The organism is Desulfitobacterium sp. LBE (assembly GCF_007830365.1).
In the GTDB taxonomy this organism is placed as follows: Bacteria; Bacillota; Desulfitobacteriia; order Desulfitobacteriales; family Desulfitobacteriaceae; genus Desulfitobacterium; species Desulfitobacterium hafniense.
In genome coordinates this window covers 3,015,086-3,041,719 of record NZ_VLKD01000001.1, presented here as the reverse complement: position 1 = coordinate 3,041,719, position 26,634 = coordinate 3,015,086, and the positions used below count along the sequence as shown (strand labels likewise).

The following is a 26,634-nucleotide window of genomic DNA, read 5'->3' as shown; positions in this document are numbered from 1 at the left end:
AGTGGAGGTGAATGAAGTGGCTGCTGTAAAGCAAAAGATGCACGTCAAAAAAGGCGATATGGTTATGGTCATTACAGGCAAGGATGCCGGCAAGAAAGGCAAAGTCCTGGAAGTGTTCCCGAAAAAAGGTCGTGTGGTTATTGAGAAAGTCAACATTGTCAAGCGTCACACCAAACCCAGTCAAAGCATGCCCCAAGGTGGGATCTTTGAGAAAGAAGCACCGATCGCCAGCTCAAATGTCATGCTGTATTGCACCGAGTGCAACAAAGTGACCCGGGTCAGTGTGAAGGAAACTGAGGCTGGAAAAGTCCGTGTTTGCAAAAAATGCGGTGTAAACCTGCCCGACAAAAAATAATCGAGAAGGGAGGGACCTTAGTTGGCTCGTCTAAAAGATAAGTTCAGCAATGAAATAGCTCCTGCATTACAGCAGAAGTTCAACTATAAAAATGTGATGCAAATTCCCAAGCTCGAAAAAGTGGTTATCAATGTGGGCGTTGGGGAAGCCATCCAAAACTCCAAAGCTATCGACGCTGCCGTCGGCGATCTGAGCAAAATTACCGGACAAAAACCTGTCGTAACCCGGGCGAAGAAATCCATCGCCGCTTTCAAACTCCGTACGGGGATGCCTATCGGCACGAAAGTGACTTTACGGGGCGACCGCATGTATGAGTTCGTTGATCGTTTAATGAACGTAGCATTACCTCGTGTTCGTGACTTCCACGGTGTATCCGATAAGGCATTTGATGGACGTGGTAACTATACGCTCGGTATTAAAGAGCAACTCATCTTCCCGGAGATCGAATACGATAAGATCGATAAAGTCCGTGGTATGGATATCATTTTCGTTACAACGGCGAAAACCGATGAGGAAGCTCGCGAGTTACTCGGAATGCTGGGAATGCCATTCCGCAAGTAGAAAAAGGAGGGTCCTAGAGCGTGGCTAAAAAGTCTATGATCGTGCGCAATGCACGTCAACCGAAATATGCAGTTCGTCACCATAACCGTTGCAAACTCTGCGGCCGTCCCCATGCGTATATCCGCAAGTTCGGAATATGCAGGATTTGCTTCAGGGAGTTAGCTTACAAAGGCGAGCTTCCTGGCGTGAAGAAGGCCAGTTGGTAAGGCGTAAGGAAGGGGGAAGACTCAAGTGGCAATGTCAGATCCAATTGCAGATTTCTTGACCCGCATTCGTAATGCAGGCATGGTCTATCATGATAAAGTTGAAGTACCTGCTTCCAATGTCAAGAAAGCGATTGCTGAAATCCTTAAAGAAGAGGGTTTCATCAAAGATGTTGAATATATTTCCGATAACAAGCAAGGAGTTATCCGCTGTTATCTGAAGTACGGCCAAAATCGTGAGCGTGTCATCACCGGACTGAAGCGGATCAGCCGTCCCGGACTGCGCGTCTATGCGAAAAAAGATGAAGTACCGAAGGTTCTCGGCGGCCTGGGCGTGGCGATACTCTCCACATCCAAAGGCCTTATGACCGACAAGCGGGCTCGTCAAGAAGGCCTTGGCGGAGAAGTGCTCTGCTACATTTGGTAATCACACACTACGGAGGTGCAGAGAATGTCCAGAATTGGCAAGCGGCCCATTAGTATCCCTGGTGGCGTCGACGTCAACATAGAGGGCAATGTTGTGACCGTTAAAGGACCTAAGGGAACTTTAACGAAAGAAATGCATTCACTGATCAACATTGCCGTGGAAGAACAACAAATCGTCGTGACTCGTCCTGACGATCAACCTCTCAGCCGCTCCTTGCATGGCTTAACCCGTACACTGGTTGCCAATATGGTTGAAGGTGTTACGAAAGGTTTCAGCAAGAGCCTGGATATGGTAGGGGTAGGATACCGTGCTGCGAAGCAAGGCAACAAGCTGGTTCTCTCAGTCGGTAAATCCCATCCCGTGGAATTGATTCCTTTCGAGGGTATCGAAGTTGAAGTCCCTGCTCAGAACAAGATCATTGTCAAAGGCATGGACAAAGAACTGGTCGGTGATTTTGCCGCCGAGATCCGCAAGGAACGTCCGCCTGAGCCTTACAAAGGCAAAGGAATCAAGTATGAAAACGAAGTCGTCCGTCGTAAAGCCGGTAAGACCGGTGCTAAAAAAGGCGGTAAGAAGTAAGACGTAAGGCAAGGGCAAAAACTCTTGCATAAATGAAAGGAGTGAGTTTCCTTTGATCACGCAAATTGACCGCAAAGCAATTCGCATGAAGAAGCATAAGCGAGTCCGGAAGAGCGTTTTCGGCACAGCAGAACGTCCCCGTTTAGCTGTATTCCGGAGTCTCAATCATATTTACGCCCAAGTGATTAACGATGAGCTTGGCGTGACTTTAGCAACCGCTTCATCCTTGGACTCCGAGTTTAAAGCTGCCGAGCTGGCTGGGGGCAATGTTGAAGGGGCCAAAAAAGTCGGCGAACTGGTTGCCAAACGAGCACTGGAAAAGGGTGTTTCCAAAGTGGTTTTCGATCGTGGCGGAAACATTTACCACGGACGGATCGCGGCTGTTGCAGAAGCAGCTCGTGAAGCCGGTCTGGAGTTCTAAGACACGGTAAAGGAGGGAAAATCATTGGCGAAAATCGATGCGAGTAAGTTAGAGTTGACTGAAAAAGTCGTTCATATTGCCCGCGTGGCAAAAGTTGTCAAGGGGGGACGCCGCTTCAGCTTCAGCGCCCTGGTCGTCGTCGGAGACGGCCAAGGCAATGTGGGAGCTGGACTCGGTAAAGCCGGAGAGGTACCTGAAGCAATTCGCAAAGGCATGGAAGATGCCAAAAAGAATATGGTATCAGTACCCTTGATCGGCACTACCATTCCCCATGCTATCTTAGGTAACTACGGAGCAGGATCTGTTCTGCTTAAACCGGCAACAAAAGGTACCGGAGTTATTGCCGGCGGAGCAGTCCGTGCCGTTCTGGAAGCTGCCGGTGTATCCGATATTCTCACCAAATCCTTGGGATCGGCAAATCCTCACAACATGGTGAATGCTACAATGGCTGCCTTAAAATCTCTGAAACGGGCGGAAGACGTTGCTAAACTCCGCGGTAAAACCGTAGAAGAAATTCTGGGTTAGGAGGGTTGGCAGTGAAGATTAAAGTAACACTCGTAAAAAGCCCCATCGGGTATTCAGAAAACCAACGCAAAGTCCTCAAGTCTCTTGGCTTAGGAAAAATGGGCTCCAGTGTAGTTCATGACGATACCTCCAGTATCCAAGGGATGATTCGCAAATGCGCACACTTGGTTGCGGTGGAAAACGTCGCAGAATAAAAGGAGGTGTTGACGAGCATGAAATTGCATGAACTTAAGCCTGCACAAGGTTCAACGAAAGCTCCTAAGCGTTTAGGCCGTGGTATTGGCTCCGGAACCGGAAAAACTTCCGGTAAAGGTCATAAGGGCCAAAAAGCCCGTGCCGGCGGCGGCGTACGTCCCGGCTTCGAAGGCGGCCAGCAGCCTCTTTCCCGCCGGATGCCCAAACGCGGTTTTACGAACATCTTCAAGAAAGAATATGTTGTCTTGAATGTCCGTGATTTGGAAGAACGCTTTGAAAATGGCGCGGTAGTCGGTTATGAGAGCCTCTTTGAAGTAGGACTCATCAAAACGATTAAAGATGGCGTAAAGATACTGGGAACAGGAGAACTGACCAAAGCTTTGACAGTCCAGGTGGACAAAGTCAGCCAAACCGCGGCAGAGAAGATTGTAGCTGCCGGTGGAAAAGTCGAGGTGGAATAAGATGATTGTCGATTCCCTGAAAAATGCCTGGAAATTGCCAGAGATCAGGACAAAAATCGGATTCACCTTACTCATGTTCCTTATTTTCCGTATTGGTGCTCATATCCCGATTCCCTTCATCAACCATGACATTTTGTCGAATATCCTGGGATCGGGAACTTTGTATGATTTCTTAGATACCTTCTCCGGTGGATCCTTTAGGAGGTTCTCAGTCTTTGCGCTGAGTATCACTCCTTATATTACGGCATCGATTATTCTTCAGCTTTTGACCATTGTCATCCCCTCCCTGGAGCGTCTTGCTAAAGAAGGGGAATTCGGACGGAAGAAAATCACCCAGTATACCCGTTATGGAACCGTCATCCTTGGTTTCATCCAAGGTTTTGGTATGACCTTTGGATTGCGCGGTGCCCTCATCATTCCCAAGCCGGGAATGGAATGGGCTATCTATCTCTTAGTGGCTTTGATCCTAACCGCCGGAACAGCATTCCTGATGTGGCTGGGAGAACGAATCACTGAGAATGGGATCGGTAACGGGATCTCGCTGATCATCTTCGCCGGGATCGTGGCCGGAGTACCGGATGCGATTAAACGCATCGCCGGACTCCTCAGCGTTGGAGAGATCAATGTTTTCTCCGTATTTGGACTTATCGTGATTGGTCTGGGGATCATTGCCGGAGTTGTCTTTATTCAGGAAGGTCAACGCAGAATCCAGGTTCAGTATGCTAAGCGTGTGGTTGGACGCCGCGTTTATGGAGGTCAATCCTCCCATATTCCTATGAAAGTCAACCAAGCCGGGGTTATTCCCATCATCTTTGCGATTAGCTTGCTCGCTTTCCCGAGCACTATCGCCACCTGGATGGACCCAACCTCCGCCTATGTACGATTTGTTAACACGTGGTTTGTCATGAACGGCTCGCTGACTTCGATCCCTTACCTGATCGTTTATGCGGTGCTGATCATCTTCTTCACTTACTTCTACACAGCCGTCAGTTTTAATCCGGTGGATGTGGCAGATAACCTGAAGAAGTACGGCGGGTTCATTCCTGGACTTCGCCCGGGCCGTGCTACCTCTGACTATCTTTCCAAAATTTTAAGCCGGCTTACTTTAGCCGGGGGAACCTTCCTCGCCATGATTGCGGTTCTTCCGAGTTTAGTCATCGGGCTGACTGGAATTCCCAACATCACTCTGGGCGGAACCTCACTCTTGATCGTAGTGAGCGTTGCGCTGGAAACCATGAAACAGTTGGAGTCCATGCTGATGCAGCGGCACTACCAAGGGTTCATGAAGTAAGGAGGTAAACTATGAGAGCAATCCTCATGGGGCCCCCTGGGGCAGGTAAAGGAACACAAGCTGCCGATTTAATTACACGGTATCAAATCCCTCATATTTCTACCGGGGATATGTTCCGGGCTGCGATTAAAGCAGGAACTGCCCTGGGAATGAAAGCTAAGGAATATATGGATGCCGGTTCTCTCGTCCCTGACGAGGTAACCATCGGGATCGTTGCTGAGCGATTGGCAGAACCCGATTGCAGCAAAGGATTCTTGTTGGATGGTTTTCCACGGACAGTTGCTCAAGCGGACGCTTTAGACAAGATTCTCACCCAGCTCAAGATGAATCTTGACGGCGTGATCAATATCGAAGTTCCTGAAGCAAAACTCCTTGAGCGCCTGACAGGCCGCCGGATTTGCCGGCAGTGTGGAGGGACCTACCATATGGTTTTCAATCCACCCGCATCAGAAGCGGTTTGCGATAAATGCGGTGGAGAGCTTTATCAACGCAGTGATGACACTTTGGAAACCGCCAAGAACCGGTTGCAGGTCTATAATGATCAAACTCAGCCCCTCATCGATTACTATCGGGAAAAGGGCCTGCTGAAGGAGATCAACGGGGACCAGGATATTGCCCAAGTGCTGCAGGATATTGTGGACGCTATGGAGCATGGGCATGATTGAGTTAAAAAATCCTTCTCAGATTGCCGTGATGCGAAAAGCAGGGAAGATTGTGGCTGACACTCTCCAGCTGATGCGTGAAAACGTTAGGCCGGGAATCACCACGGGGGAGTTGGATCGAATCGCTGAGGAGTATATCCGCAAATGCGGTGCCGTTCCTGCCTTCAAAGGGTACAACGGATTTCCCTCCTCTCTCTGCACTTCCGTCAATGAACAAGTGGTTCATGGCTTCCCCGGTTTAAGGACTCTGAAATCTGGAGATATTATCAGTATTGACTGTGGTGCGGTTTTTGATGGATATGTGGGAGATGCAGCAATTACCTTACCTGTAGGCGAAATTTCCGAAGAATTGCAGCTGCTGCTGCGGGTTACGGAAGAATCTTTAATGATGGGCATACCCCAAGCTATTAAAGGCAACCGCCTTCAGGATATATCCCACGCCGTACAAACCCATGTAGAGGCCCATGGCCTATCTGTTGTACGAGACTATGTCGGCCATGGAATTGGTCGGGCGATGCATGAGGATCCGCAGATTCCTAACTACGGTAAGCCAGGCCGAGGGCCACGACTCGAAATCGGGATGGTTTTGGCTATCGAACCCATGGTTAACTTAGGAACTTATGAAGTAAAAGTCTTAAGTGACCATTGGACTGTCGTGACGAAGGATGGTAAAGCATCTGCCCATTTCGAACACACAGTAGCCATTACAGAAAATGGCCCTGAGATATTAACTCGGAGTTAAGTACACCCGATAGAGTGCCGGAGGAGGGCTGAACATGTCAAAAGAAGACGTTATTGAAGTTGAAGGAAAAGTCCTGGAACCACTGCCCAATGCCATGTTTTTAGTGGAATTATCCAATGGACACAAGGTATTGGCTCATGTATCCGGGAAGATCCGCATGAATTTTATACGCATTCTGCCGGGAGACCGGGTCACTGTGGAGCTTTCTCCCTATGACTTATCTCGCGGACGGATCGTGTATCGGTTTAAGTAAAGGACCAAAGGGAGGGGATTACGGTGAAAGTAAGGCCTTCTGTAAAAAAAATCTGTGAAAAATGCAAGGTCATTAAGCGCCATGGCAAAGTCATGGTGATATGTGAAAACCCGAAACACAAACAAAGGCAAGGGTAAGACATTAAGCCCACCGTTGCGCGGCTGATTGGTTCTAGAGCTAGATCCAATGTAGCGGGAGCTGTCACCTTGCATAACTAGAGTTTGTTGCGGATGGTTTGTTTATTGGAATGAATGTAACAGCCATGGGATGTCTGTCCCAATGGTGTAACAGCTTATGGGGGTGTAAAGTTTAGATGGCACGTATCGCTGGAGTAGATTTACCGCGGGAAAAACGTGTTGAAGTGGGTCTGACCTATATCTATGGTATCGGACTTCCCACCGCACAAAAGATCCTCGCCAGAACCGGCGTCAACCCGGAGACCCGTATTCGTGACTTATCCGAAGAGGAAGTAAACCGCCTTCGGGAAGTTATTGATAAAGAAATTAAAGTTGAAGGTGACTTGCGTCGGGAAGTATCCCTTAATATTAAGCGCTTGATGGAAATCGGCTGCTACCGTGGATTACGTCATCGTCGCGGGCTTCCTGTACGGGGTCAACGCACTAAGACGAATGCTCGTACCCGTAAAGGTCCGATCAAGACTGTTGGCGCAAAACGTAAAAAGTAATTAAGGGGGGATTACCGAGATGGCGCGTAAAGTTGTACGCACAAAACGCCGTGAGCGTAAAAACATCGCTACTGGCGTTGCCCATATTAAGTCCACATTTAACAATAGTATGGTCACCATTACCGATCCAAAAGGCAATGTGATCTCTTGGTCCAGTGCGGGAGCCCTCGGCTTCAAAGGATCTCGTAAGAGCACTCCTTATGCTGCCCAAATGGCTGCCGAAACTGCTGCCAAAGCTGCCATGGAACATGGCCTGAAAGAAGTTGAATGCTTTGTCAAAGGACCGGGTGCCGGCCGTGAGGCTGCGATCCGTGCTCTGCAAGCTGCCGGCTTGGAGGTCAATATGATTAAAGACGTGACGCCGATTCCCCATAATGGTTGTCGGCCTCCGAAACGTAGAAGGGTATAAGGAGGTGTCATCATGGCAAGATATACAGGCCCTGTTTGTCGTTTATGCCGCCGGGAAGGTATGAAGCTCTTCCTTAAGGGAGATCGTTGTTATACAGGCAAATGCGCGATCGATCGTCGTGCCTATGCCCCTGGTCAGCACGGCCAAAGCCGTGGCAAGAAGCCAACTGAATATGGTATTCAGTTGCGTGAAAAACAAAAAGTCCGCCGGATCTATGGCGTTCAGGAAAAACAATTCCGCAGCTACTATGATAAGGCCAACCGCCAAAAAGGGATCGTGGGTGAAAACCTGCTTCGTCTCTTGGAGCGTCGCCTTGACAATGTAGTATTCCAACTGGGATTTGCTACATCCCGTCCGGAAGCTCGTCAACTGGTGCGCCATGGTCACTTTACCATCAATGGCCGCCGTGTTGATATTCCTTCTTTCCTCGTTCGTGTGGGGGATGTCGTTGGTGTCAAAGAAGCCAGCAAATCTTCACCACGCCTGAAGGAAATCCTGTCCTCTTTGGACCGGACTCCACCGAAATGGATGAGCTTGGATGCTAATGCTGCAACCGGAACAATCATCGCACTACCTGATCGAGAAGATATTCAATTGCCCATCCAAGAACATCTCATCGTTGAAAAATACTCCCGTTAATCTAATCATGAGCTTAGGATGGCTTGTTGATATCAAGTTCCCGAGAAAGAAGGTGCATTCCGATGTTAGAAATCGAGAAGCCCAAGATTGAATGTGTCGAACGTACAGACGATAATTCCTACGCTAAATTTGTCGTTGAGCCTCTCGAAAGAGGATATGGGATTACCTTGGGTAACTCCCTGAGAAGAATTCTTCTCTCCTCTCTTCCGGGGACGGCAGTCACATCAGTAAAGATCGAAGGGGTACTCCACGAGTTTTCTACTGTACCAGGGGTTTTGGAAGATGTTACAGACATTATCCTCAACCTGAAGAGCCTTGCATTAAAAGGACATACGGATGAACCCAAAGTTCTCCGTCTGGAAGCCGAAGGAGAAGGAGTCATCAAGGCCGGCGACATCATCACCGATGCCGATATTGAGATACTCAATCCGGACTTGAAGATCGCGACTTTGGATAAGGATGGTCGTCTTTTCATGGAGATGACTGCCGAAAGAGGACGGGGCTATGTTTCGGCTGATAAGAACAAAAAGCCAGACCAAGCCATCGGAATCATTCCCATCGACTCCATCTTCGCGCCCATCTATAAGGTCAATTATACCGTTGAAGATACTCGTGTCGGAATGGTCACAGACTATGACAAGCTTACCCTTGAAGTCTGGTCCAACGGCAGTATCACACCGGAAGAAGCGACCAGCCTGGCTGCGAAAATTCTCAGTGAGCACTTGCGTCTCTTTATCGGCCTCACCGATAAGCTCAACAATGTTGAGATTATGGTGGAGAAAGAAGAAGAAGCGAAAGACAAAATCCTGGAGATGACAATTGAAGATCTTGACCTCTCAGTCCGCTCTTACAATTGTCTGAAACGGGCCGGCATTAACTCAGTAGAAGAACTGACCCAGAAGACGGAAGAGGATATGATCAAGGTGCGCAACCTGGGTCGTAAATCCTTGGAAGAAGTGGAGTCTAAGTTAAAAGAGCTCGGCTTGGGGTTCCGCAAAGCCGATGACTAATTCGGTGCAAAAGGAGGGGAACAACATTGGCTTACCGTAAATTGGGAAGAAACACAGGTCACAGAGGCTCCATGCTTCGCAACCTGGCTACCTCCCTTTTAAAACACGAGCGCATCCAAACCACAGAAGCCCGTGCCAAAGAGGTTAACGCGATTGCTGAGAAGATGATTACTCTCGGCAAGCAAGGGGATCTCGCTGCACGCAGAAACGCACTGACTTATCTGTTGGAAGAAGATGTGGTCACCAAACTGTTTACAGAAATTGCTCCAAAGTATGCTGATCGCCAAGGTGGATATACCCGGGTCATTAAGGTCGGGCCTCGCCGCGGAGACGCTGCAGAAATGGTTCTTATTGAACTCGTCTAGTGAAACATTAGCGGGATTCTGGTCTCTGTGAGAAAAGCCAGGCTTTATTAAGCCTGGCTTTTTGAGTTGCGTTCGATTGCTGAAGCACTATTAAGTGATTGTAATCACACTCTGGTAGGAAATTTTTAAGTAAAATGAGATGTATGCCAAAATAATGAGTAAAGATGTGCAAGAAGGATGGACAATAATGAATATTAAAAAAGAGAAAAAAAGTAGGTTGAAGCTGCTCAATCAAGACCGGGCATCTCTGGAGCGGAGGGCGGTGCAGCTTTTATTTGAGTTGATTACTTTGTTGATCGGCATTCAATTCATTCGCTTTGTTAATTCCTATGCCGATCCTAATGCCACCTTGCTGGTTCACCGTCCGGCCGGAGTGGAAGCTTTCCTGCCCATCAGTGCCTTGGTTGCTCTGAAATCCTGGCTGTACACAGGGATATTTGATATTATTCATCCAGCGGGACTTGTCATCCTCCTCTTGGCTATGGCTCTTTCTCTTCTATTCAAACGGAGCTTCTGCTCTTGGATCTGTCCCATTGGCACCTTATCCGAGGGATTAGCTATCCTCGGCAGGAAGCTTTGGGGCAGGAATTTTGTTCTGCCCCGTTGGCTGGATTATCCTTTGCGTTCTCTGAAATATATTCTTCTCAGCTTTTTCCTGGTCTTTATCCTGATCCTCATGGATGGCCCCAGTGCCTATGGTTTTCTGCAGACCCCTTATAATATGATCGCTGATGTTAAAATGTTGGATTTTTTTAAAAACCTTACCGTGACGGGCATGACCGTTATTGCCGTGCTTGCTTTGCTTTCGGTAGTTATCCAGAACTTCTGGTGCAGATATCTTTGTCCCTATGGTGCGCTGATGAGCTTGCTCAGTATCTTCAGCCCCTGGAAGATCCGTAGAAATGGGGATACATGCATCTCCTGCCAAAAATGTACGGCTGTTTGCCCTAATCAGCTCAAAGTAGCTGAAGCAAAAGCTATTTGGTCGCCGGAGTGCTCCGGGTGTCTGAACTGTATTAAAAGTTGTCCGGTCAAAGGAACCTTAGAATTCAGTTTACCTTCATCCGGTGGGAAAGGGCTGGCCTTCGACCCCAAAAGGACGGCTATTGTCCTTATCCTGGTCTGGTTTATGGTGGTTGGGTTGGCAAAGTTCACGGGACATTGGGAAACCAGTATTCCCCCGGAAATGTATAGAGTTCTTATTCCTCAAGCGGAGCAGTTTAACCATTAGGAGAAACAAATTGCTCATTCTGTTCAGGTTATTTTGCCGATCTCCCGCAAAGTTCACCTTTGCGGGAGATTTTCATGTCCGGCATAACCCGGTCAGCCGATTTTGCCCTTAGAAGAATTTAAATCCCATCAAGAAGCACTGATAACTCATGAGATCTGCACCTATTTTTTCAAATATTTAAGAAATGCCATATCTTAACTGAATATTCCTTAGATCTGCCTAAAAGTTTTATAATCTAGAAAAGATTTAGATTATTGACAGAATCCTATTGAGTGATAGAATAAAATAAGGTTAACTAATATATAACAAAGGGGAGAAGAAAGTTGAAAAAAGGAAAACGGTTTATTGCCCTTGCCTTGATGGTGCTTTTAGTCGGCATTTCCATCACCGGTTGCGGTGGAGGCAGCACAAGCACAGGGAGTCCTGACTCAGGAGAAAAAGTGGACAAAGCAAAAGAAACATTAATCTATGCTCAGGGTGCCGAGCCCAGAGGACTGGACCCAGCCCTTGTCGATGATGGAGAATCGGCAAAGGTCATGATCAATATTTATGAAGGCCTTCTGCAGTACAATAAGGATTCAACAAAGGTTGAACCTTCTTTGGCTAAAAAGTGGGATGTAAGTGAAGATGGCCTTACTTACACTTTCTACCTTCAAGAGGGCGTCAAGTTTCATGACGGAACAGACTTCAATGCCGAAGCGGCGAAGTTCAATATCGACCGTCAGATTCCGCCTCAGGCCACTCCTGATATGGCCTATGGTTCCTTTGTTTATGGATCGGTAAAAAGCGTAGAAGTTGTGGATAACTACACAGTTAAAATTAATTTAACAGATCCCAGTACTCCTTTCCTCAATAACCTGGCTATGGTTATGAGTGCTCCTATGGTCAGTCCTAAGGCATTACAGGACAACAATAACAACGTGAACCAAACTCCTGTAGGCACCGGTCCATACAAATTTGTAAGCTGGGCTAAGGATGAAAACATCGTTCTGGTTCGCAATGATGAATACTGGGGCGAAAAAGCATTGACCAAGAATGTCATTTTCAAATTCATCAAAGATAACTCAGCCCGTGTGGTTGCCTTAAATAATGGCGAAGCCGATATGATCGATGGCATCGATGCTACAGTGGTTGATCAAATCACCGGTGCAGGGAATAAAGTCTTCCAGGCTCCCGGCATGAATGTCAACTATATGGCTTATAACACTTCAAAAGCGCCTTTTAATGATGCTAAAGCCCGCAAAGCCGTTTCTCAAGCTATTAATGTTCCGGAATTAGTTGACAGTCTCTACCAAGGCTATTCCGAGACGGCAACCTCCATTCTGCCGACCTTTATGGAAGGGTATGACAAGAGCATCGCTCAAGCTGCCTATGACCCTGCGGCATCTGCGGAAGCCCTCAAGGCTGCCGGCATAACAAATGTTCATATCATCACCTATACCAACCCCAGACCTTATAATGCCGCTACCGGTCAGGCCTTGGCTGAAGCAATTCAAGGTTACCTTTCTAAAGTTGGTGTAACCGCCACCATCGACTCCTTTGACTGGACAACCTATAAAGAGAAAGTTAAGGCAGGAGATTATGATATCTGCTTCTATGGTTGGATCGGAGATAACGGAGATCCGGACAACTTTATGTATCTGCTGGCTCATGAAGACCCGACCATGAACGTAGCCCGCTATGCTAACCCTGAATTTAACAACCTGATTAAAGAAGGCATTAAAGCTCCTGCGGGCCCAGAGCGCAATAAGATCTATACTGAACTGGAAAAGATCGCAGCTGCAGACGCAGCATGGCTCCCGATTTCCCATGCTCAGACTCTCGCTGCGTACAGACCGAATGTTCAAAACTTCTTATACCATGTAACCGGTGTTACTCCATTTGCCGGAGTATCCAAACAATAGAAAAAAGTAGGCTGCCGAGAACCGGTATCTTTACCGGTTCCCGGTTTTGCTTTTTCACACTGAACTAATCCCTCTGGTGTTTTTAAGCAAAGCCGGATTTTTTTCACGAGGCTTGCCGCCCGCCAAGTTTTCTTTATCTTTAGAGCCGAAGGGTGTTGGAGATGCTAAAATATATCATTAAACGAATCTTAATGTTAATTCCAGTATTGATAGGTGTATCCATTATTGTGTTCCTGATCATGCGTGTTTTTTCACCCGATCCTGCGCCCATTGTCCTCGGACAGCATGCGACTCAGGAGACAGTGGATGTTTGGAGGCAGGCCAACGGCTTAAACGACCCCATTCCCCTTCAATATCTTCATTTTATTACAGGTGCTCTGCAAGGCAACTTAGGAACATCCTATTATACTAAGGCACCGGTCATTGAGGAAATTATGTCCCGTTTTCCGGCCACTATTGAATTGGCCTTGTTCGCTATTATTATTGCTTCTGTATTCGGAATCATTATTGGTATTATTTCCGCGGTGAAAAAGAACTCCTTGTTCGATAATGCAGGCATGTTCCTGGCCCTGGTGGGAGTATCCATGCCCATCTTTTGGCTGGGAATCCTGCTGATTATTCTTTTCTCCGGGACTCTCCATTGGCTTCCCTCCAGCGGCAGGATCGATCCGCTGCTGAGGCCCATGAGTGTTACAGGATTTTATCTTATCGACAGCCTGATTGCCGGAGATATAGAGGCCTTTGCCGATGCTTTCCAGCATTTAATCTTGCCGGGTACGGCCCTTGCTATGTACTCCATGGCCATCATTACCCGTATGACCCGCTCCAGCATGCTGGAGACCCTGCAGCAGGATTATATCCGCACCGCAAGAGCGAAGGGAGTATCTGAGGGGAAGGTCATACGCAAGCATGCCTTCCGCAATGGTCTGATACCTATCGTCACGGTTATTGGTCTCCAATTGGGGAGTCTGCTCGGCGGAGCAGTGCTGACAGAAACCGTCTTCTCCTGGCCGGGCATCGGTTCCTATACCGTAGCCTGTATCCTTAAGTCTGATTTCCCGGTGGTGCAGGGAGTTGTACTGCTGATTGCCACGGTTTTTGTACTGATGAATTTGCTGGTCGACGTGATCTATGCCTTTTTAGATCCACGTATTAAATATTCCAAGTAGGAGGTAGCTTGTATGAAGAACACGAATGTTTCAAGCTCAGATAACACTCTGCAGGCTGCTGAATACGTGGAAAAACCGGAGTCGCAGCTGAAGGAAATGTGGGATACACTCAAGCAGAATAAGGCCGCAGTGGTCGGCTTATGTATCATCATCATGCTGGTTCTTATTTCTCTCGTGGTCTGGGTGAGCAACCTCCTGGGCATCCAGGTTTTGCCCTATGACCCCAACTATTCCGATATGTCCAAAAGCTTTACTCATCCTAATGCCGAGCATTGGTTTGGCACCGACCAGTTGGGCAGAGACATGTTCAGCAGAGTCATGGATGGAACGAAGATTTCTCTCTTTGTCGGAATTGCGGCAGTTTCCATCTCACTTACTGTCGGTGTTGTTCTGGGAGCCATCGCCGGCTATCGCGGCGGCCGAACAGATACGATCATCATGAGATTCATGGATATGATCCTGGCCATCCCCTCCATCTTGTTGGCCATTGCTTTCATGGCTGCTCTGGGCAAGGGCCTGGATAAAGCGGTCATAGCCATTGGCTTGGTGTCCATTCCGGAGTATGCCCGCATCGTCCGGGGCAGTATTCTCTCGATCAAAGAAAGTGACTATGTGCAGGCGGCCAAGGTGATTGGCAACAGGGACAGCCGGATCATCTTTAAACATATCCTGCCCAATATCGTATCCCTGATCGTTGTGCGGGCCACCTTGGGAATTTCCACAGCTGTGCTGGATACCGCGGCACTTGGCTTTTTAGGACTGGGTGTCCAACCGCCCTTTGCTGAATGGGGAGATATGTTAGGAAGGGCCAGAGGTTTCATTTTTACCGCACCCTATACCTTGATTTTCCCGGGCATTGCCATCACGATTACCGTTTTGGCCTTTAATCTACTGGGTGACGGGCTTCGCGATGCTCTTGATCCAAAATCCAGAATAAAATAGGGGTATGAGTACAATGTTATTGGAAGTAAACAATTTAAAAACAGAATTTAAACTGAAGCGCGGTACGGTGAGAGCCGTTGACGACATCAGTTTTTCAGTAGATAAAGGTGAAATTCTGGCTATTGTGGGGGAATCGGGCTCCGGTAAAAGCGTGACCTCCCTGTCCATTATGGGGCTTTTACAGAACCCCGGCAAAATTGCCGGCGGCGATATTCTGTTTGACTCCCAAAACCTGACCCGGATGAACAAAAAGGAGCTTCAGGATATTCGGGGCAACAAAATCTCTATGATCTTTCAGGAACCCATGACCTCTTTGAATCCGGTCCAACGGATTAAGGATCAGATTATGGAAAGCCTGATCATCCATAAAAAGATCAGCAAAAAAGAGGCTTTGGCCAGAACCATTGAGTTGCTGGACATGGTAGGTATACCTTCGGCGGCTAAACGGGCTGATGATTATCCCCACCAAATGAGCGGGGGAATGCGTCAGAGAGTCATGATCGCCATGGCCTTGTCCTGTGAGCCCCAGCTGTTGATCGCCGACGAACCGACCACGGCTCTTGATGTGACCATTCAGGCCCAGATTCTCGATCTGCTTTATCATATGCGGGAAAAATTTAATATGGCGGTTTTGCTGATCACCCATGACCTGGGTGTTGTTTCAGAAGCGGCAGACCGGGTCATCGTCATGTATTGCGGAAAAATCGTGGAAGAGGCTGATGTGAAGACTTTATTTAAAAACCCTCTACATCCCTATACGGTGGGGCTGCTCAACTCCATCCCCCAGATCGATGATGACAGCGATGAACGCTTGTATATGATCAAGGGCATGGTGCCTAATCCTTTAAATATGCCTCCCGGATGCTCTTTTTCTGATCGCTGTGACCGCTCCATGGAACGTTGCACCAGGGAAACCCCGGAACTTCTGGAGATCGACGGGCACAAAGTGCGCTGCTTTTTATACGAAGAAGCTCAGGAAGAAGCTGAGGAAGGGGGATTGGCTGCCCAATGAGCGTTTTAATGGAAATTCAAAATCTCTCCAAACACTTTTCTGTAGAAAGCAACTTTTTCGGCAAATCCAGCAGTTTGCTGAAGGCAGTGGACGATGTCTCGTTTACCATTCGTAAAGGAGAGGCTTTTGGTCTGGTGGGAGAATCCGGTTGCGGAAAAACCACTCTGGGTAAAATTATTGTTAATCTCTACAGCCCCACAAAGGGCAGTATGATTTTTGAGGGCAAGGATCTTACCAAGCTTAAGGAAAATCAGCGCCGGGCCTATTGCAAGGATATGCAGATGATTTTCCAGGATCCTTACGCTTCCTTAAATCCCCGGATGACCGTAGGGGATATCATTGCTGAGCCGATTGTGATCAATAATTTATTGCCGGCCAACAAGGTGGAGGAACGTGTCACTTACCTTTTGAACTGTGTCGGTCTGGCCCAGCATCAAAGAAACCGCTACCCTCACGAATTTTCCGGAGGCCAGCGTCAGCGGGTAGGGATTGCCCGGGCTTTGGCTGTAGAACCCAAGCTCATTGTCTGTGATGAGCCGGTTTCGGCCTTGGATGTGTCCATTCAAGCCCAGGTCCTCAATCTTTTGGCTGATCTGAAGGATGAATTCGGGCTGACATATCTCTTCATTGCCCATGGTTTGAATGTAGTGAAGCATATCAGCGACCGGGTAGGTGTCATGTATCTGGGGAAGCTGGTGGAAATAGCCCCCAAAAAGGAGCTGTATGCTAATCCTTTGCATCCTTATACCCAGGCTTTGCTTTCCGCTATACCCATTATTGATCCGGAGAAGAAAAAGCAGCGGATTATTTTGGAGGGGGATGTGCCCAGCCCCATTAACCCCCCTGCCGGTTGCCGCTTCTGTTCCCGCTGTTTTAAAGAAATGCCTGTCTGTAAAGAAACAGCACCGGAGCTGAAAGAGATTTCTCCGGGGCATTGGGTGGCCTGCCATCTTTTTGATTAGGAAGGCTTATCGAAAATCAATAAAGAAAGATGACCTTATCCTGCATTGCTGTAAGATAAGGTCATTTTTATTGTGGAATATCATATGATCGGCGCATCTGCATGACAATAAAGGTTCCCATGCCCAGGTCGATAAGAATATCACCCAGACTAAAGAGCTGCTTTCCCAAAACCGGGATATTTATAAACAAGATATCCGCCAGTATTTTTAAACGGGTCGAATCCGTAAGGATGCCATGGGTGCCTGTTCCAGCTTGGAGAAGTTGTCGGCTTGCTTCAGGGAGATAAGCAGGGTCAACCGGCATTAGTCCCCCATTAAGAACAATGACCACCCCATTTAGGGCAATTCCCAGAGAAACCAGAGAAAAGCTTTTATAGGCTCGATTTTTCAAGGTAAAGCCCATCAGCAATAAATAAGATAGTGAGTGAGAAAAAGGTATAACCCAGTAATTTGCCCACTCCAGATGGAGTTTTACTGACCAAAAGGCAAAAAGTTGCAAAAGAGCTCCTAAAAATAAGAGCTCCAGTCCTTTAAGGTTTATTTCAAACAAAGAATTAAGCTTTCCTCCAACTAAAAAGCCGATCAGGATAGCCAAAATAATGGATTCAAGCAGCATCTTATCTCCCCCTAACCCTTAGTTGGCTATTGGCATGTCTGTTATGGGCGAAAGTTTTTCCGTCTGATTTTCCTTCTGAATAACCCGGCAAAAGGCTTCTACTACTTCCGGGTCCAATTGGCTTCCCGCAACCCGCCGCAATTCGGCAATAGCTTCCGATGAAGAAAGGGCCTGCCGGTAGCTTCTGTTTGAGGTCATGGCGTCATAAGTATCGGCCACAGCAATAATCCGGCTTTCCTGGGGAATATCCTTGCCCTTGATACCGTCGGGATAACCTGCACCATCAAAGCGCTCATGATGAAAGCGCACGGCAGATCCCACATCAAAAAGAAAATCAATGCTTTGAATAATGTTTTGACCGATTACGGGATGATTGCAGATAAATTTCCATTCCGCATCATCCAGTTTGCCTTTTTTATTGAGGATAGTTTCACTGACTCCGATTTTCCCCACATCATGCAAAATTCCGGCGTACTTGATAAACTCCACCCGGTCCTCCGGCAAGTTCATTTCTTCAGCTAATTTAATAGACCATTGGGCAACACGGCTGGAATGGCCGCTGGTATAGGAATCTTTGGCTTCCAAAGCCTGGACGAGGGCGGTAACCGTGTTAAGATAATTTTTCCGCATATCGATGTAGAGCTGGAAGGAGTGGCGGGCAAGCAGCAGGGGTACGGAAAGCATGATCAGTCCTAAGGGGCCATAACGTACATAAATCATAGCCATCAGGACCCCCAGAGGAGCAAGGGCCAGAAAGTTGGGTACAGACCAGCGGATATTGCCCTTCCAAATAGCCCAAGGGGATTTGCCGCTGATTTTTCCTAAGGCAATGGAGACAAGAGTTACATTGGAGAGCATGTACGTAAAGGCGGCAAGGAGATAGAAGGGTAAATGTCTTATATCCACCGCAAAATCAGTGAGTCCGGCTTGGATAAGGACAGTTTTAGCCATAGCTAAGGAGATGATAAATTGTGAGGCATTGAAAAAACGTTTCCATAAAGGCTGATCTTCAGCCGCCTTGCCAAAGAGAATCAATGCTCCACAGGTTGCTATGGGAAGGATAACTCCCATGGGGAATAAGATGGCCGCTGCGACAAAGACTGCACAACTTACTGTGACGTAGCCACCCTTAGGCAGAGCTACAGGTAAGCACTCACTGGCAACGGTTAACACTGCAAAAATTAAAAAAGAAGACAGCATACCTATTTCCCAATGAGTGCTTAACATGCTCCATATCAGAATGAGGGTTGCACAAAAAACTATGAAGTTAAAATAGCTGCGGAATTTGAAGTTTGCTTTTAACATGCTCTCCTCATCTTGAATGACCGGCTTTAACACAGATTAGATTTTGTAGCTTGCGCCGCCTGCGAGAACAAGCGTTACAAGGACAGTAATGATTTTATAGAGTTTGCTCATTGCGGTAGACCCCCTTTTAATCTATTTAAGATCAAGGTGTAACCGCTTCGCTCTTTTCCGCTTCGCTCAAATAGGAAAGAACGATTTTACAATGCTAATCTTTAGGTGTTAAGCCGGTCAAAATCAACATAGCTAAAAAGTTATCTTTTTAAATTTAATTTAATAAAACCATAGTTTTCGGTTTACAGCATCTAAGGTCGCTTTGACGATGGCTTCCCGCTCATCGTTTTTGACAAGTGCACAGCCAACCAAGTTCTGTTCGCCTAAGGGGGTTATCAAGCAGATGATGACCTGTGCCACCTGATATTTTCCTAAACGGGTGATCATCACATCTTCCGTGGCAAAGAAAAGTTTTTCCATGAGGGAACCTGATAAGGCATTGATTGTAGCATCCACAAAAAGGCGCAGTCTGTTATAAGTTGTGGAGGTGCCTGAAGCAATTCCTTCATAGGTCTCATCTCCCATCGAGAGCTCAACTTTTACCTCAGCCATCATCTTGTTTGTATGTAAGGATATACTGATCAGCTTAGGGCGGATCTGTGCTCTTTTCGGGGGGAAGTTGGGAGAAGGGCTTTCTTCATCTTCTTGCTGCTCCAGTTGCACAACACTCACTATTTTGTGGTCGATTTCTATGCCGAATTGAGCAGCCAGTACGGATTCGACATCCCGTACGATTTGTTTGGGGTTACGCTCTGAATTGGCCAGAATATGAATCTCGGAGATTTCATTAGACTCATTACCTTTTATGCGCGTTCCGATGACCGACCTGATTTTTTTAATGGCCTCCTCATAGGACGCCCAGATCATTTCGCCTGACATAAAGTTCCTCCCGAAACCAAGATAATTTGTCGATTTGTGTATTTCGACACTAGTTCATAACTTTCCTTCTTTATTTGGATTATGAAAAGATATTTCTTTCTTAAGAATAGAAATTCTAGGACAGTGCTTGTGTTACCATTCTGGGTTTAAGATATGCGGCTGTTTTGGTCATGACAAACCCAGTTCAAATTGATTCCAAGGCTTGTGTTGATGGGGATAACTCTTAAAATGTATTTGACCCTTGGATATGGGATGCAGGCAGGAAATCTCATAAGACCAAAGGCCAAGGTGCGGTCTCGTCAGGGATGTCTTAGAAGTCTTTACTATCTTGCCGTATTTATAATCTCCATAAAGAGGATGGCCCAGATGGGCAAACTGCACACGGATTTGATGCGGTCTGCCTGTACGCAAATTGACTTTTACCAGGCTGAGATCAGACTGACTATGCACCACTTCATAGTCCAGAATAGCCTCTTTGGCCCCTTTAGCGCCTTTCTTCACTGCGGATACCTTATTTGACTTTTCGTCCTTGACTAAATAGTGGATTAAGGTGTTTTTTTGCTTCGCCGGCTGCCCCTGGATAAGTGCTAAATAGGTTTTGGTAAACTCCCGATTTCTGATCTGCTCGGAAAGTCTCGCTGCCGATTTGGAAGTTTTGGCAAAAACCATGACTCCGCCTACAGGCCGGTCCAGGCGATGAACCAGGCCTAAATAGACATTGCCGGGTTTATTGTAGCGTATTTTGATATCCTGCTTGAGTAAGGTGAGTATATCCATATCCCCGGTACTGTCTTTTTGGGATAGGATATTGGGTGGTTTATCAACGACCAGTAAATGATTATCTTCATAGACAATTGGTATCGTGAACAACTCGCCAACTCCTTCAAACCTCATTTACGCTCAGTTGATTACTACTTCTATTTTTAGCAGGATTTTCCTGCTGCATTTTGTCGGAATAGTGCAACAAAAAGCCAGGTCATGAATTGACCTGGCTTTGCTGTAAAGAGTTGAATTAAACAGACCCTTTGGTGATGACTTTGGCGGCAATATATCCGAAGGTTCCTGCAGCAGCTACACCACCGCCATAAGGCTCCTTGAACATGGCTGCAGTAGGAGGAGCTGCGTAGAGGTTTTTAATGGGTTGTCTTTGCACATCGAGGACTTGAGCTTTTTCGTTAATGACCAAACCGCCGAAGGTGTGATAGGCGCAGGTTCCCGTCGGGAAGGCATAGAAAGGTCCTTGGGCTATTTTATGGTGTCCGGCTACACGGGGAACATCCAGCTGGTCAGCCGTTCCATTGTCGATGGCTTTGTTATATTCACTGATGGTTTTCAGGAATGCCCCTTTATAGAATCCATAGGTTTCCTGCAGCTTAACAGCTAATTCTTCGAGAGTATCGCCTTTGATCGTCAGGCAGCCTTGGGCTTCATTCATCTTCATAATGGCTTCAGAGCTCTTGTTGGCGTCATAGATAGCCTGGTCACCGATCATGAGGGCCATGCCTCGTTTTTGTTTGATGATGGATTGGGGAACTCTGGGGTATTTAGCATCGATTGGAGAGGATTCATCAATAAAACGCTTTCCTTCAAGGTTGACCAATAATCCTGTCGTGTCTTCAGGGAAGAGGAAGGAGACCCAACCGATAGCAGGGGGGCGGCCATCACCGATACCCGGTAAGCTTTGGGGATCGCTGCCGCGGGCTTTTTCCCAGGCTTCAGGGTTTTCCTCAGTTTGAGGATTAGGAGAAATTCCGATCAGGGTTCCGGAGAAGGTGGAGAAGCTTCCGCCGGTCAAAGCGCCGACTCCTTGAGCCATGAGCATGCCGCTGCCTGTGTTGTAAGGAACACCCATGGTACGGATGGAATCACCGTAGGGACCCATATAGCGGGCAGTGAGCCCTTTATTGGCCTGGAAGCCGCCGGCGGCGAGGATGACAGCACCGGCCTTGATAAAGAGCTGGGTTCCGTCATTCTTCAGGGCATGAACCCCACAGACTTCACCAGCTTCATCGATGACCAGACGCATGACACGGGTGCTTAATAAAACCTGGCCGCCTTTGCTTTCAAAGAATTTGTGGAGAGCATCAAAATAAGATTTTTGTTTGAGATAACCTGGTTCACCGGAGCCCATGGTCCAGTCTTTGGTGTAGCCGCGGGTGCCGCCGGCAGGGGTGATGGGGAAACCATTCTTTTGGAGCCAGGGGATATAGGTCTGTCTGAAGGTTTCGACATAGGTCTTGCCGAGAACCGGATCATGCAAGTCTTCGAAATGCTTTCGATACTCTTCCCAGGTATTAACTCCCCAGCAGTGGATACCACCGCCGGAATAGATGGAGCCGCCGCCAATAAAACCGGCGATTTCGCAAATGACAGCTTTTTTTCCTTCTTCGACCACAGCGCATCCGGCGCTTAATCCACCATTGCCGGAGCCGACGATAGCCACATCGGTCTCCATATCCCATTTCTCCGGGGCTGAAGCGGGAGCAGTGGCATCGGTGGTGTTGCAGCCTACTAAGAAGCCGGAGCCGGCGACTACGGCAGCGCCTAAAGAAGCTTTTTTGAGAAAATCCCTTCTGTTCATTGTTAATTCTTCCTCCTTGTTATTTGAGCTTTCTTTTTGCATTATCCCTTCCTATCCGCCTGTCGCTTTTTATCTTTTCAGGGGTGAAGGAGATGTGATATGCATTTTATAATGCAAAAAGTATGCCAGCGGCTCCAAGAGTTGAATTGTGCTCGTGTTATCAAGGACTTCCGGCTCGAAACAGTCAATATCCCATGAATTGGCTTGAGATTTTTTATCCACTTTAGAGCAAGTGCTTATTTTTTACTCAAAATCTGGTCCTCTTAACCCCTTCTTGTTCTTAATTGTTCCATTTAGTATAATTTAAGTATATCTGCGTTCATGTGAAAGAAATAGTTATCCTTTGCTTGAAGTTCATAACCTGGTATCAAGAAATATAAAGAGCGGTATAACCGTTATAGGGCCAGGAAACTATGCGAGGGTAGAAAAGAGGATGCCTGGGGGGAGTGAAGAAAGATGAGGTTGCACGATTGTTTGAAGTTAGTGAGGGCGGAAGGGATTGATCCCGCATACTTCCCGAAGATTAAGGATGAATGGCAGCGCTTTTTAGCGGGGGAAAAGGTTAATAAGCAAATGGTTCCGAGCGAAGTGATTGAATCATGGGAGCGGAGCAGAAGCTATGGGATCGATCCCTATGGGACAGACCCCCATCCGGTCAATCTCTCAGGAAAAGAATATAAAAAGTTGCAGGAAATACTAAACAAGTACGGGTTCTTTTTTGAACGGATCGTGGAACTCGTGGAGCAGGACGGTCTTACTCTATACCTTAATACTGTTGATGGTTTAAACTATCATCTGTTTCGCAGTGGTGGAATGTCCGGTCATGCTTCCTTAGGACATTGCAATGAGAAAACCGTAGGTACCACCGCCAGTTGCCTTGCGAAACTTTATAATCAGCCCATCCTTCTGGTCCACCCTTATCGGTACAGTCAAAACTATACTCAGAATCACGGTGTTTCGGCTCCGATTCATAATGAAAAGAATGAAGTCATCGGAGCTTTGGGGTTAGGATTTGAAGATCCCCGATTTTGCCTTCAGGCTTATAGTATGATCAGCTTTATCGCCCAGGCGTTTGATAGCTTGTACCTGCCCTTGACCAATGGGTATGAGAAGCATATGCAAAAGATTATTGATTGTATGCCTCACGGAGTTGCCTTTGTGGATGAGCGGGATACGGTTCAGCTTTATAACAATAAAATTTTGGAACTATTGAAGATTAGGCGCAAGAACAATATAGAGGGCGAATTGAACAAGCAGCTGGCAAGGCTGGGTGTCGGAGCAGGTTTTAGGGATAAGCAAGAAGCTGCGGTTACTTGTGCAGAAATTCAGGTGGATAATGAAAAACCTTATAAGCTTATTTTGCTTAAGGATAGGCTGGAGGGCAGAAAGCCTGGAATTTTCCCATCTCCGGAAGGGGAAGGCAAAGGGTTGTTTACCTTTGATCAGATTATTGGGGAAAGTGCCCTCCTTAAGGAAGCTAAAAAGGTTGCCGCCAATGTAGCCAGGACTTCGGTGCCGGTTATGATTCATGGCGAGAGCGGTACAGGTAAGGAAATGTTTGCTCAAGCCATGCATTGTGCCAGTCCTCGCCGCAACGGACCTTTCGTGGCGATTAACTGCGGGGCCCTCCCCGGGGAGCTGGTGGAAAGTGAGTTGTTCGGTTACGAAGAAGGCTCTTTTACCGGTGCTCTGAAGGGAGGCAGGATCGGTAAGGTAGAAGCGGCTTCAGGAGGAACCCTCTTCCTGGATGAGATCGAAAGCATGCCCCTTAAGGATCAAATCAAACTCCTGCGTGTGCTCTCCACTGGGAAAGTGCAGAAGATCGGCAGCACCAAAGAAATCCAAGTGGATGTCCGCATCGTGGCGGCCACCAAGATCGATCTGCTGAAACATGCCGATGATGGTTTATTCCGTGAGGATTTATTCTACCGAATCAGTACCTTTATTATTGAGCTGCCGGCCTTAAGGCAGCGCAAGGAAGACATTGGAGCTTTGGCCGAGTATTTTATTAAGAAGCTTGCCCTAAAATACGATCGGGGTAAGATTAAAATGGATCCAGTGTTCGTCGATGCGCTGCTGAGATATTATTGGCGGGGCAATGTCCGGGAACTGGAGCATGCTATGGAGCGGGCGATCATTATGCTGGAGGATGGAGAGACTCTCATGCTGGAGCATCTGTCTCCGGGCATACAGCAAGCTTATAGGAAAAGAACTGTGGAAAAATTAGTGGCAGAGACAGTCCAGACGACCTCCCATCGCCAAGGTTTGCTGGAATTGGCTGAGAGAAGGGTCATTGAGTATGTCCTGGAGCTGGTGGATGGGAACCAAAGTCTGGCTGCCCAACAGCTGGGAATCAATCGCAGGACCCTCTACACGAAGCTCAATGGTAAATCCAATTCCGGCAGAGAGGTATTGGATGCATAAAAAACAGGGCATTATCAGCAAGAACTGATAAGCCCTGTTTTCTATTGACAGAGAAGTGTATCAGGCAAGATACTTCCTTTGGATAGAATCATGCCAGTTTGAATCTTATCTTATCGGTTACTATGAGGGAATCAGACTGAGCCCTTGGCAATCACTTTACCGGCAATGTAGCCAAAGGTTCCTGCCGAGGCGATCCCACCTGCATAGGGTTCCCGGAACATGGCGGCAGTAGGAGGCGCGGCATAGAGATTCGCGATGGGCTGCCGCTGCAGATCGAGAACCTGAGCCTTTTCGTTGATAATCAGACCGCCAAAGGTGTGGTAGATGGCGACACCTGTGGGAAAGGCATAGAAGGGGCCGGCAGCAACTTTAAAATGCCCTCCTACTCTGGGAACATCCAACTGAGCCGCGCTACCGTTACCAACAGCTGTGTTATAGTCGTTAATGGTTTTGATCAAGGTTCCTTTATAGACACCATAGGCATCCTGCAATTTCGTGGCCAATTCATCCAGAGTATTGCCTTTGATCACCTTGACTCCCTGGCTTTCATTCATTTTCAGAATGGCGTCTGAGCTTTTGTTTTTGTCAAAGATGGCCTGGTCGGCGATCATAAGAGCCATGCCCCGCTTTTGCTTGATAATGGTTTGGGGGACCCGGGGATACTTGGCATCAATAGGCGAAGTTTCATCCATAAACCGCTTGCCTTGAAGATTGACTAAAATGCCGGTGGTATCTTCCGGGAAAAGGAAGGAGACCCAGCCGGGCGCGGGCGGCCGGCCGTTGCCGATGCCGGGGAGAGTCTGGGGATCGCCGCTCCGGGCCTTTTCATACTCTTCAGGGTTTTCCTCAGTTTGACGATTAGGAGAAATTCCGATGAGGGTTCCGGAGAAAGTGGAGAAACTGCCGCCGTTTAATGCTCCCACACCTTGAGCCATGAGCATGCCGCTCCCGGTATTGTAGGGAGTTCCCATATTGCGGACAGTGTCCCCATAGGGGCCTATGTATTGGGCGGTCAGGCCTTTGTTGGCTTGGAAGCCTCCGGCGGCTAATACTACAGCACCGGCTTTAATAAAGAGCGGATTCTCTCCTTTTTTCTGAGCGTAAACCCCGCTGACGATACCGTTTTCGTCTACAACCAATTGGCGAACCCGGGTATTAGTTAAGAGTTGGCCGCCTTTGCCTTCAATGAATTTTTGTAAAGCGTCGAAATAGGCTTTTTGTCTGAGATAGCCCTGCTCTCCGGATCCCATGGTGTAGTCTTTGAGATAACCCCGATCTCCGCCGGCTGGGGTGATGGGAATGCCGATTTTTTGCAGCCAGGGAATGTAGGTTTGTCTGAAGGTTTCCACATAGGTTTTAGCCAAGACCGGGTCGTGCAAGTCTTCCGTGTGAGCTTTGTATTCCTCCCAGGTTTTGGTGCCCCAGGTGTGGAGCCCGCCGCCGGAATAAATGGAACCACCGCCGATGAAACCACTGATTTCGCAGATGATGACCTTTTTTCCCTCTTCCGCAGCAGCGGCACCCGCACTTAAGCCGCCGTTGCCTGCTCCGACAACGACCACGTCCGTCTCCATATCCCATTTGTCAGGAGTAGCGGCAGGGGGAGTGACATTGGTGGTGTTACAGCCGACTAAGAAGCCGGAACCAGCCATTACGGCAGCGCCTAAGGATGCCTTCTTAAGAAAATCCCGTCGATTTAGAGTCATATTTAATACCCTCCTTTGGTTCAATTTGATGGAGACTGATTTCAGGAGAGAAACCAGTGCTTAACTTAT

At 47.7% G+C, this 26,634-nt stretch carries 32 protein-coding genes; 26 read left to right on the top strand and 6 right to left on the bottom strand.

Annotated features, from left to right (window positions below; genetic code table 11):
* Positions 1-16 precede the first annotated feature (16 nt).
* From rplX to DESLBE_RS14290, 25 genes are all read left to right on the top strand, one after another.
* Positions 17-355 carry a 50S ribosomal protein L24 gene (gene rplX / locus DESLBE_RS14410; RefSeq protein ID WP_011459102.1) on the top strand — a complete coding sequence of 113 codons (339 nt, stop codon included), beginning with the start codon at positions 17-19 and terminating at the stop codon, positions 353-355.
* Positions 356-376: 21 nt separating this feature from the next.
* Entirely contained in the window at positions 377-916 is a 540-nt protein-coding gene (rplE, locus tag DESLBE_RS14405; RefSeq protein ID WP_011459103.1) for a 50S ribosomal protein L5, read from the top strand.
* Between the two features lie 20 nt (positions 917-936).
* Positions 937-1,122: a type Z 30S ribosomal protein S14 gene (locus DESLBE_RS14400; protein ID WP_011459104.1), complete on the top strand. Its 186-nt coding sequence runs from the start codon at positions 937-939 to the stop codon at positions 1,120-1,122.
* 25 nt (positions 1,123-1,147) lie between these two features.
* Positions 1,148-1,546, top strand: coding sequence for a 30S ribosomal protein S8 (gene rpsH / locus DESLBE_RS14395; RefSeq protein ID WP_011459105.1), 399 nt, complete (start codon positions 1,148-1,150; stop codon positions 1,544-1,546).
* A gap of 24 nt (positions 1,547-1,570) precedes the next feature.
* Entirely contained in the window at positions 1,571-2,125 is a 555-nt protein-coding gene (gene rplF, locus DESLBE_RS14390; RefSeq protein ID WP_005810135.1) for a 50S ribosomal protein L6, read from the top strand.
* A gap of 52 nt (positions 2,126-2,177) precedes the next feature.
* On the top strand, positions 2,178-2,546 hold the full coding sequence (gene rplR, locus DESLBE_RS14385) for a 50S ribosomal protein L18 (protein WP_018307161.1): 369 nt from the start codon (positions 2,178-2,180) through the stop codon (positions 2,544-2,546).
* A 24-nt stretch (positions 2,547-2,570) separates the two neighbouring features.
* Complete coding sequence (gene rpsE / locus DESLBE_RS14380; RefSeq protein ID WP_005810132.1) at positions 2,571-3,071, top strand: 30S ribosomal protein S5; 501 nt, start codon at positions 2,571-2,573, stop codon at positions 3,069-3,071.
* 11 nt (positions 3,072-3,082) lie between these two features.
* The gene (rpmD, locus tag DESLBE_RS14375; protein WP_005810130.1) at positions 3,083-3,265 is read left to right on the top strand and encodes a 50S ribosomal protein L30; all 183 of its coding nucleotides are present in this window, start codon (positions 3,083-3,085) and stop codon (positions 3,263-3,265) included.
* 18 nt (positions 3,266-3,283) lie between these two features.
* Entirely contained in the window at positions 3,284-3,727 is a 444-nt protein-coding gene (rplO, locus tag DESLBE_RS14370) for a 50S ribosomal protein L15 (protein WP_015942765.1), read from the top strand.
* Position 3,728: 1 nt separating this feature from the next.
* A complete protein-coding gene (gene secY / locus DESLBE_RS14365; protein ID WP_015942766.1) occupies positions 3,729-5,018 on the top strand; it encodes a preprotein translocase subunit SecY in 1,290 nt (429 codons plus the stop codon).
* Positions 5,019-5,029: 11 nt separating this feature from the next.
* Positions 5,030-5,683 (top strand): adenylate kinase, encoded by a 654-nt coding sequence (locus DESLBE_RS14360; RefSeq protein ID WP_018307160.1) that lies wholly within the window; start codon positions 5,030-5,032, stop codon positions 5,681-5,683.
* Positions 5,676-6,422, top strand: coding sequence for a type I methionyl aminopeptidase (gene map / locus DESLBE_RS14355; RefSeq protein WP_144677415.1), 747 nt, complete (start codon positions 5,676-5,678; stop codon positions 6,420-6,422). The genes DESLBE_RS14360 and map overlap by 8 nt, the downstream gene beginning before the upstream one ends.
* Before the next feature lie 34 nt (positions 6,423-6,456).
* A complete protein-coding gene (gene infA / locus DESLBE_RS14350) occupies positions 6,457-6,675 on the top strand; it encodes a translation initiation factor IF-1 (RefSeq protein ID WP_005810121.1) in 219 nt (72 codons plus the stop codon).
* A 23-nt stretch (positions 6,676-6,698) separates the two neighbouring features.
* Positions 6,699-6,812, top strand: coding sequence for a 50S ribosomal protein L36 (rpmJ, locus tag DESLBE_RS14345; protein ID WP_005810119.1), 114 nt, complete (start codon positions 6,699-6,701; stop codon positions 6,810-6,812).
* 176 nt (positions 6,813-6,988) lie between these two features.
* On the top strand, positions 6,989-7,360 hold the full coding sequence (rpsM, locus tag DESLBE_RS14340) for a 30S ribosomal protein S13 (protein ID WP_005810116.1): 372 nt from the start codon (positions 6,989-6,991) through the stop codon (positions 7,358-7,360).
* Positions 7,361-7,379: 19 nt separating this feature from the next.
* Positions 7,380-7,769 carry a 30S ribosomal protein S11 gene (gene rpsK / locus DESLBE_RS14335; protein WP_005810114.1) on the top strand — a complete coding sequence of 130 codons (390 nt, stop codon included), beginning with the start codon at positions 7,380-7,382 and terminating at the stop codon, positions 7,767-7,769.
* Between the two features lie 12 nt (positions 7,770-7,781).
* Positions 7,782-8,408: a 30S ribosomal protein S4 gene (gene rpsD / locus DESLBE_RS14330; protein WP_015942768.1), complete on the top strand. Its 627-nt coding sequence runs from the start codon at positions 7,782-7,784 to the stop codon at positions 8,406-8,408.
* Positions 8,409-8,470: 62 nt separating this feature from the next.
* Positions 8,471-9,418, top strand: a complete 948-nt coding sequence (locus tag DESLBE_RS14325) for a DNA-directed RNA polymerase subunit alpha (protein ID WP_005810110.1) — start codon at positions 8,471-8,473, stop codon at positions 9,416-9,418.
* 26 nt (positions 9,419-9,444) lie between these two features.
* The gene (gene rplQ / locus DESLBE_RS14320; protein WP_011459109.1) at positions 9,445-9,783 is read left to right on the top strand and encodes a 50S ribosomal protein L17; all 339 of its coding nucleotides are present in this window, start codon (positions 9,445-9,447) and stop codon (positions 9,781-9,783) included.
* A 187-nt stretch (positions 9,784-9,970) separates the two neighbouring features.
* Positions 9,971-11,014 (top strand): 4Fe-4S binding protein, encoded by a 1,044-nt coding sequence (locus tag DESLBE_RS14315; RefSeq protein WP_243131322.1) that lies wholly within the window; start codon positions 9,971-9,973, stop codon positions 11,012-11,014.
* Between the two features lie 323 nt (positions 11,015-11,337).
* The gene (locus DESLBE_RS14310) at positions 11,338-12,918 is read left to right on the top strand and encodes an ABC transporter substrate-binding protein (protein WP_144677413.1); all 1,581 of its coding nucleotides are present in this window, start codon (positions 11,338-11,340) and stop codon (positions 12,916-12,918) included.
* A gap of 161 nt (positions 12,919-13,079) precedes the next feature.
* Complete coding sequence (locus tag DESLBE_RS14305) at positions 13,080-14,087, top strand: ABC transporter permease (RefSeq protein ID WP_018214391.1); 1,008 nt, start codon at positions 13,080-13,082, stop codon at positions 14,085-14,087.
* A gap of 12 nt (positions 14,088-14,099) precedes the next feature.
* Positions 14,100-15,029, top strand: a complete 930-nt coding sequence (locus DESLBE_RS14300) for an ABC transporter permease (protein WP_005810093.1) — start codon at positions 14,100-14,102, stop codon at positions 15,027-15,029.
* A gap of 13 nt (positions 15,030-15,042) precedes the next feature.
* Positions 15,043-16,041, top strand: a complete 999-nt coding sequence (locus DESLBE_RS14295) for an ABC transporter ATP-binding protein (RefSeq protein ID WP_144677412.1) — start codon at positions 15,043-15,045, stop codon at positions 16,039-16,041.
* Positions 16,038-17,003: a dipeptide ABC transporter ATP-binding protein gene (locus DESLBE_RS14290; protein WP_144677411.1), complete on the top strand. Its 966-nt coding sequence runs from the start codon at positions 16,038-16,040 to the stop codon at positions 17,001-17,003. The genes DESLBE_RS14295 and DESLBE_RS14290 overlap by 4 nt, the downstream gene beginning before the upstream one ends.
* 67 nt (positions 17,004-17,070) lie before the next feature.
* Here DESLBE_RS14290 and DESLBE_RS14285 read toward each other — a convergent pair whose 3' ends face one another.
* From DESLBE_RS14285 to DESLBE_RS14265, 5 genes are all read right to left on the bottom strand, one after another.
* Positions 17,071-17,619 carry a DUF5317 domain-containing protein gene (locus tag DESLBE_RS14285; protein ID WP_144677410.1) on the bottom strand — a complete coding sequence of 183 codons (549 nt, stop codon included), beginning with the start codon at positions 17,617-17,619 and terminating at the stop codon, positions 17,071-17,073.
* An 18-nt stretch (positions 17,620-17,637) separates the two neighbouring features.
* On the bottom strand, positions 17,638-18,924 hold the full coding sequence (locus tag DESLBE_RS14280; RefSeq protein WP_144677409.1) for an HD-GYP domain-containing protein: 1,287 nt from the start codon (positions 18,922-18,924) through the stop codon (positions 17,638-17,640).
* A gap of 270 nt (positions 18,925-19,194) precedes the next feature.
* A complete protein-coding gene (locus tag DESLBE_RS14275) occupies positions 19,195-19,854 on the bottom strand; it encodes a hypothetical protein (protein ID WP_015942774.1) in 660 nt (219 codons plus the stop codon).
* Between the two features lie 168 nt (positions 19,855-20,022).
* Entirely contained in the window at positions 20,023-20,748 is a 726-nt protein-coding gene (locus tag DESLBE_RS14270) for an RNA pseudouridine synthase (RefSeq protein WP_144677408.1), read from the bottom strand.
* Positions 20,749-20,866: 118 nt separating this feature from the next.
* Positions 20,867-22,477 (bottom strand): FAD-binding protein, encoded by a 1,611-nt coding sequence (locus tag DESLBE_RS14265; RefSeq protein WP_144677407.1) that lies wholly within the window; start codon positions 22,475-22,477, stop codon positions 20,867-20,869.
* A 414-nt stretch (positions 22,478-22,891) separates the two neighbouring features.
* Here DESLBE_RS14265 and DESLBE_RS14260 point away from each other — a divergent pair, with 414 nt between their 5' ends.
* The gene (locus tag DESLBE_RS14260) at positions 22,892-24,859 is read left to right on the top strand and encodes a sigma 54-interacting transcriptional regulator (protein WP_144677406.1); all 1,968 of its coding nucleotides are present in this window, start codon (positions 22,892-22,894) and stop codon (positions 24,857-24,859) included.
* A 131-nt stretch (positions 24,860-24,990) separates the two neighbouring features.
* Here the strand turns inward: DESLBE_RS14260 and DESLBE_RS14255 are convergent, their stop codons facing one another.
* Positions 24,991-26,565 (bottom strand): FAD-binding protein, encoded by a 1,575-nt coding sequence (locus tag DESLBE_RS14255; protein ID WP_035243347.1) that lies wholly within the window; start codon positions 26,563-26,565, stop codon positions 24,991-24,993.
* Between the last annotated feature and the right edge of the window lie 69 nt (positions 26,566-26,634).

Coding starts and splice junctions, on each gene's coding strand:
- rplF (WP_005810135.1), top strand. CDS start 1,571: ATGTCCAGAATTGGCAAGCGGCCCATTAGTATCCCTGGTGGCGTCGAC.
- rplO (WP_015942765.1), top strand. CDS start 3,284: ATGAAATTGCATGAACTTAAGCCTGCACAAGGTTCAACGAAAGCTCCT.
- secY (WP_015942766.1), top strand. CDS start 3,729: ATGATTGTCGATTCCCTGAAAAATGCCTGGAAATTGCCAGAGATCAGG.
- DESLBE_RS14360 (WP_018307160.1), top strand. CDS start 5,030: ATGAGAGCAATCCTCATGGGGCCCCCTGGGGCAGGTAAAGGAACACAA.
- map (WP_144677415.1), top strand. CDS start 5,676: ATGATTGAGTTAAAAAATCCTTCTCAGATTGCCGTGATGCGAAAAGCA.
- infA (WP_005810121.1), top strand. CDS start 6,457: ATGTCAAAAGAAGACGTTATTGAAGTTGAAGGAAAAGTCCTGGAACCA.
- rpsM (WP_005810116.1), top strand. CDS start 6,989: ATGGCACGTATCGCTGGAGTAGATTTACCGCGGGAAAAACGTGTTGAA.
- rpsK (WP_005810114.1), top strand. CDS start 7,380: ATGGCGCGTAAAGTTGTACGCACAAAACGCCGTGAGCGTAAAAACATC.
- rpsD (WP_015942768.1), top strand. CDS start 7,782: ATGGCAAGATATACAGGCCCTGTTTGTCGTTTATGCCGCCGGGAAGGT.
- DESLBE_RS14325 (WP_005810110.1), top strand. CDS start 8,471: ATGTTAGAAATCGAGAAGCCCAAGATTGAATGTGTCGAACGTACAGAC.
- DESLBE_RS14315 (WP_243131322.1), top strand. CDS start 9,971: ATGAATATTAAAAAAGAGAAAAAAAGTAGGTTGAAGCTGCTCAATCAA.
- DESLBE_RS14305 (WP_018214391.1), top strand. CDS start 13,080: ATGCTAAAATATATCATTAAACGAATCTTAATGTTAATTCCAGTATTG.
- DESLBE_RS14300 (WP_005810093.1), top strand. CDS start 14,100: ATGAAGAACACGAATGTTTCAAGCTCAGATAACACTCTGCAGGCTGCT.
- DESLBE_RS14295 (WP_144677412.1), top strand. CDS start 15,043: ATGTTATTGGAAGTAAACAATTTAAAAACAGAATTTAAACTGAAGCGC.
- DESLBE_RS14290 (WP_144677411.1), top strand. CDS start 16,038: ATGAGCGTTTTAATGGAAATTCAAAATCTCTCCAAACACTTTTCTGTA.
- DESLBE_RS14285 (WP_144677410.1), bottom strand. CDS start 17,619: ATGCTGCTTGAATCCATTATTTTGGCTATCCTGATCGGCTTTTTAGTT.
- DESLBE_RS14280 (WP_144677409.1), bottom strand. CDS start 18,924: ATGTTAAAAGCAAACTTCAAATTCCGCAGCTATTTTAACTTCATAGTT.
- DESLBE_RS14275 (WP_015942774.1), bottom strand. CDS start 19,854: ATGTCAGGCGAAATGATCTGGGCGTCCTATGAGGAGGCCATTAAAAAA.
- DESLBE_RS14270 (WP_144677408.1), bottom strand. CDS start 20,748: ATGAGGTTTGAAGGAGTTGGCGAGTTGTTCACGATACCAATTGTCTAT.
- DESLBE_RS14265 (WP_144677407.1), bottom strand. CDS start 22,477: ATGCAAAAAGAAAGCTCAAATAACAAGGAGGAAGAATTAACAATGAAC.
- DESLBE_RS14260 (WP_144677406.1), top strand. CDS start 22,892: ATGAGGTTGCACGATTGTTTGAAGTTAGTGAGGGCGGAAGGGATTGAT.
- DESLBE_RS14255 (WP_035243347.1), bottom strand. CDS start 26,565: ATGACTCTAAATCGACGGGATTTTCTTAAGAAGGCATCCTTAGGCGCT.